Origin of the sequence: Facklamia sp. P12955, assembly GCF_050409565.1 — a bacterium.
Lineage (GTDB): Bacteria > Bacillota > Bacilli > Lactobacillales > Aerococcaceae > Facklamia.
In genome coordinates this window covers 1-5,273 of record NZ_JBNUPF010000043.1, presented here as the reverse complement: position 1 = coordinate 5,273, position 5,273 = coordinate 1, and the positions used below count along the sequence as shown (strand labels likewise).

Here is a 5,273-nt window from a genome sequence, read left to right as displayed (position 1 = left end):
AAAAATAGGATGGAAGGAAGTGTTTTTTTCTTCCATCCACCCTGTTTATTATAGAACCAAAACAATAAAGCCCTTCAAGTAGTTTATTCTAACTTGCGTGAGGGGCTTTACTATTGATAGAGCTTTCTATAAAATATTCTATGATTTTCCTACTACTTAAGCTATGCTATACTTAATTTATTCGATTTTAAAGGCGGTGAAGCAGTGAAAAATAATCCAGAGCACTTATTTGTTATCGGAGATATCCACGGAATGAGTGATGAATTAGATCAACTATTAGCAAGTTGGATACCTGAAGAAGAGCGATTGGTCTTTATTGGAGATTATATTGATCGTGGCTATGATAGTTTAGCTGTTTTAAACCGTGTATGGCAACTTCAAAAAGAAAAGAATGCCCTCTGTTTAAGAGGGAACCACGAATCCATGCTCTTAAATTTTTTGCGAAGCCCGCATAATTTTTTTAATCATTACATTATGAATGGTGGAGTAGCGACTATTTGTCAGTTATTAAATATTCCTGAAGAGAAAGTCGTAAAATCACAAGCCAGACGACTAGCTCGTCAAATTAAACAGACTTATCCTAAGCTGGAAACTTGGTTAGAGGGTCTCCCTTATTATTTTGAATATGGAGAATTCATTATTGTTCATGCTGGTGTAGATTTGTCGCTTGAAAACTGGAAAAACACTTCTGATCACGATTTTCTGTGGATTAGAGACAGCTTTCATCAAACAAAGAATTCTACCGGTAAACAAATTATTTTTGGGCACACTCCAACTATGGTGCTTCATCAGAATTACTATAATTCCAATGTTTGGCGTAAAGATATGAAATGGGGAATTGATGGTGGTTGTGTCTTTGGAGGAGAACTGCATGCTATGAAAGTTAGTAAAACGGCAGTAATTCAGATATATTCCGTCCCAGTTTTAGAAGGAGAATGATAGGATGAATAATGAAAACAATCAAGCAAATATTATCAAATCCATTAGCAACGAATTAAATATAGAAGTCAATCAAATTAATGCGGTTCTTAATTTATTGGAGGAAGGGAATACAATCCCTTTTATTTCACGTTACCGTAAAGAAATGACTGGGTCTCTAGATGAGGTTCAAATCTATGATATCGATAAACAGTATCAGTATGCTTTAAATCTCCATCAACGCAAAGAGGATGTCTTAAAAGCGATTGAGGAACAAGGGAAGCTGGATGCTGACCTTCAAGAAAATATTGAACAGGCACAGACATTACAACAAGTAGAAGACTTATATCGTCCCTTTAAGAAAAAACGTCGGACTAAAGCGATGGTGGCTATTGAGAATGGTTTAGAACCTTTAGCAAGTTGGATGCTAACTAATAAAGACTTAGATGTTCCACTGGAGCAAGAGGCCGAAAAATATCTTAACGAGTCGGTTTCATCAGTTGACAAAGCACTCGAAGGAGCCCATGAGATTATTGCTCAAGAAATATCGGATCGAGCAGATTTCCGAGAATTTATTCGAAAATATACAAAATATAATGCCTATTGGACCACTACTTTAAAAGAGCAAGACATTGACGAACGTGGAGTTTATCAAATGTATTACGATTTCCAAGAAAAACTAATGAAAATTGCTGAATATCGTGTCTTAGCCTCCAATCGTGGTGAAAAAGAAGGGGTTCTTTCAGTTAAAATCCAAGTAGATGAGGAACCGGCGCTTCAGTATATAGAAAAGCATATTCTAGATGAAGAACTGCCTAACCAACAAAAAGAGCGGATTGAGTTAGCAATTAAAGATGCCTATAAACGGTTTATTCAGCCGGCAATTGAGCGTGAAATTAGGAGTGAACAAACTGAAAGGGCAGATCGCCATGCGATTGCTATTTTTGGAGAGAACTTACGTCATTTACTTTTACAGCCTCCAATGAAGGGCTTTCGCGTACTCGGATTAGACCCTGCTTATCGTACGGGGTGCAAATTGGCGATTATTTCAGAAACTGGTCGTGTGCTAGATAAGGGTGTAATCTATCCGCATCCACCTGCAACTGACTATAAGCGCCAACAAGCAGCGACTATTTTAAAGTCAATGATTGAACAACATCAAGTTGATGTTATTGCTATTGGTAACGGAACAGCAAGTAGAGAATCTGAAGTCTTTGTAAGTGAAGTAGTTAAGCAGATTGACCGGTCTATTCGGTTTATAGTTGTTAATGAGGCAGGCGCTTCTGTATATTCAGCTAGTAAAATAGCTCGTGAAGAATTTCCTGATTATCAAGTAGAAGAAAGAAGTGCAGTTTCTATCGCAAGAAGATTGCAAGATCCTCTAGCAGAGTTGATAAAAATTGATCCGAAATCAATGGGAGTCGGACAATACCAGCACGATGTTAGCCAAAATTTATTGGCAGATGAATTGGATTTTGTCGTTAATATGACAGTCAATCAGGTAGGAGTCGACATTAATACTGCTAGTATTCAATTATTAGAACGTGTATCTGGAATGACCCATGCAACAGCTAAGAATGTGATTCTTTTAAGAGATGAGATTGGTAGGTTTGAGGATCGAAAACAGATTAAAAAAGTGAAACGCATGGGACCAAAAACCTATGAACAAGCTGTTGGTTTCTTACGCATTATAAAAGGAACAAACCCTCTAGATCAGACCTCTATTCACCCAGAATCATACGCAATTGCAGAACGGATTCTAGAAGATAATGGCTTGTCTTTAGATGAAATAGGTCAAGTAGAAAGCAGTCAAATTTTAAAATCTTTAGACACCCAGCAGATTGCTCAAACTTATCAAATTGGAAAAGAAACAGCCAAGGATATCTTGGAAGGCTTGATAAATCCTAGTCAAGATATTCGAGATGGTCAGGATGCGCCTATTTTAAGAGACGATGTTTTGAAGCTGGAAGACTTAGAGGAAAATATGCAGTTACAGGGTGTTGTAAGAAATGTTGTCGACTTTGGCGTTTTTGTTGATATTGGAGTTAAACAGGATGGACTTATCCATATATCTAAATTAAGTTCACCAAAAGGTCGATTCATTAAGCATCCTTCTGAGCTAGTAGCCGTGGGAGATATTGTTGAAGTAGAAGTAATTTCTATTGATCGTGAACGGTCACGCATTGGATTAAAACTAATAAATCCTAAATAAAAGTTGACATAAGCGCTGCCGATTCGTTACAATATATACTATCGTTATTGATAGAGCGGTCGTGGCGGAATGGCAGACGCGCCAGCTTGAGGGGCTGGTATCCTTAAGGATGTGGAAGTTCGAGTCTTCTCGGCCGCATTAGGATTTTGGTTATGGAAGTTATAATAAAAGTTGATATTTTGTGATTATTTAAGTGGTATTTATTCGGTGTTTATATCGGATGGATACCACTTCTTTCTTTTTAAAATTAAGAATTCTAGTTAATGATCTAAGTTCTTTCAAACTAATCTACTTATTAACATAAAAATGAAATAGAATGCCTTTTATCAATCTTATTCGATATTTAGCATACTTATGAATGACTAAAATTCTACATCGAACGTTAGTAATTAAGTCACAATTTCCTTCAAGCATTCAAATGTTTAAAAATAACATATCAGCTATAATACTATTGAGTAAAACGATTAAAAAAATTAATGAAAACCATTAATTTACCTTATAGTTTGTGTTAATCTTAACAAGTAGCGACAAATTATCTTGGAAGGAGTGAACCTTTATATGAAAGTTATTTATTTATTTATTAACAGGTCTACTTCAGCTGTTTCTAATTAAGAAAGGAATTATTTAATGAATTTTTCAGATATTGTTGTAACACTTAGAGATTATTTATGGGATTATGTTCTTTTATATGCTTTTATTGGAATCGGATTATTTATGACTGTTCGTTTGGGTTTCCCGCAGTTTTCACGTGTTTTTCCTGCTCTGAAACGTATGATATCAGATATTATAAAGGGTAAATCAGCCAAAGAAGGTGGTATGACTCCTTTTCAATCTTTAGCTACAGCCGTTGCGGCTCAAGTAGGGACTGGCAATATAGTAGGGATTGCAACTGCTATTATTGGTGGCGGTCCGGGAGCGGCATTTTGGATGTTGGTTTCTGGCTTTTTAGGAATGTCTACAATGTTTGCTGAAGCTACCATGTCTCAAGTATTTAGGGAGAGGGAAGTTTCAGATGGTACGTTAGTTGGAGGACCTGCGTACTATATTAAAAATGGTTTAAAGCAAAAGTGGCTAGCATATATTTTTGCTGTTTTGTGCATTGTTGCACTTGGATTAGTTGGTATTATGGTTCAGGCTAACTCTATTATTTCGTCAATGAATACGGCTTTTGGTTTAAATCAATTCTTGATAGCCTGTGTTTTAATAGTGGTGGTTGGCTGGATCCTTATTGGAGGAATGGAGCGGATTGGTAAATTTTCTGAGCGTGTTGTTCCTACTATGGCCATATCATATGTTTTAGTGGCATTATTAATTATGATTTTAAACATTGATCAATTGATACCCACTATCAAGTTGATTATTAATAGCGCTTTCAATCCTCAAGCGATAGCTGGAGGAGCGCTAGGAATCAGTGTTCAGCAAGCAATGCGATATGGGTTAGCTAGAGGTTTATTTTCAAATGAGGCCGGAATGGGATCAACCCCCCATTCTCATGCAGTAGCTGTGACTTCACATCCTGCTGAACAAGGCTTTATTGCCATGATTGGTGTTTTTATATGTACTTTTATTATTTGTGTGGCAACGGTCATGATAAATCTTTTAACAGGGGCTTATTCCATTGAAACAATCCAAGCTATGACACCTCAAGCTTTAGGTGAGTATGGTCAAATCATGACACAAACTGCTTTCCAAATTCAATTTGGAAAAATTGGAGAGTCATTCTTAGCCATCGCCTTATCAAGCTTTTCCTTAACTACAATTGTTGGTTGGTTTTTCTTTGCAGAGTCCAATGTTAAATTTATCTTTGATAATGGGAAAATCATTCATTCTTTTAAGTTAGTTGCTTTGATGGCAATTGCCATGGGTTATTTTGCAAGTCCTGGTGTAGTTTGGGATATTGCTGACTTATCAATGGGGCTAATGGCTTTACCTAATATAATTGCTCTAATCTTTTTGTCAGGTAAAACAGCAGAAGTCCTGAAAGATTATGACAAACAAGTTCAAATCGATGCAGAACATCTATCATGGGATTATAAATACGAAAAGGCTCACTAAACAAATATATTTTCACAAAAAGATCTTCTGAATTGATGTGAACCTCAAAAGTTGGAGTTTGTATTTAAACGGTTAATTGAATGGTATA

The 5,273-nt window shown here is 36.2% G+C and carries 3 protein-coding genes and 1 tRNA gene; all 4 read left to right on the top strand.

Translation table 11 applies throughout. The annotated features are described in order from the left end of the window. Positions 1 to 204: 204 nt before the first annotated feature. Complete coding sequence (locus tag ACQV2G_RS08875; protein WP_428875545.1) at positions 205 to 939, top strand: metallophosphoesterase family protein; 735 nt, start codon at positions 205 to 207, stop codon at positions 937 to 939. A gap of 4 nt (positions 940 to 943) precedes the next feature. Continuing rightward, a complete protein-coding gene (locus tag ACQV2G_RS08870) occupies positions 944 to 3,130 on the top strand; it encodes a Tex family protein (protein ID WP_428874575.1) in 2,187 nt (728 codons plus the stop codon). 55 nt (positions 3,131 to 3,185) lie between these two features. After that, positions 3,186 to 3,268: transfer RNA gene (locus ACQV2G_RS08865), tRNA-Leu, on the top strand. Between the two features lie 489 nt (positions 3,269 to 3,757). After that, positions 3,758 to 5,185 carry an alanine/glycine:cation symporter family protein gene (locus tag ACQV2G_RS08860; RefSeq protein WP_428875543.1) on the top strand — a complete coding sequence of 476 codons (1,428 nt, stop codon included), beginning with the start codon at positions 3,758 to 3,760 and terminating at the stop codon, positions 5,183 to 5,185. The last annotated feature ends 88 nt before the right edge of the window (positions 5,186 to 5,273 follow it).

What these genes read in the sequence shown, in the direction of transcription:
- ACQV2G_RS08870 (WP_428874575.1), top strand. Translation starts at nt 944, where the DNA reads ATGAATAATGAAAACAATCAAGCAAATATTATCAAATCCATTAGCAAC.
- ACQV2G_RS08860 (WP_428875543.1), top strand. Translation starts at nt 3,758, where the DNA reads ATGAATTTTTCAGATATTGTTGTAACACTTAGAGATTATTTATGGGAT.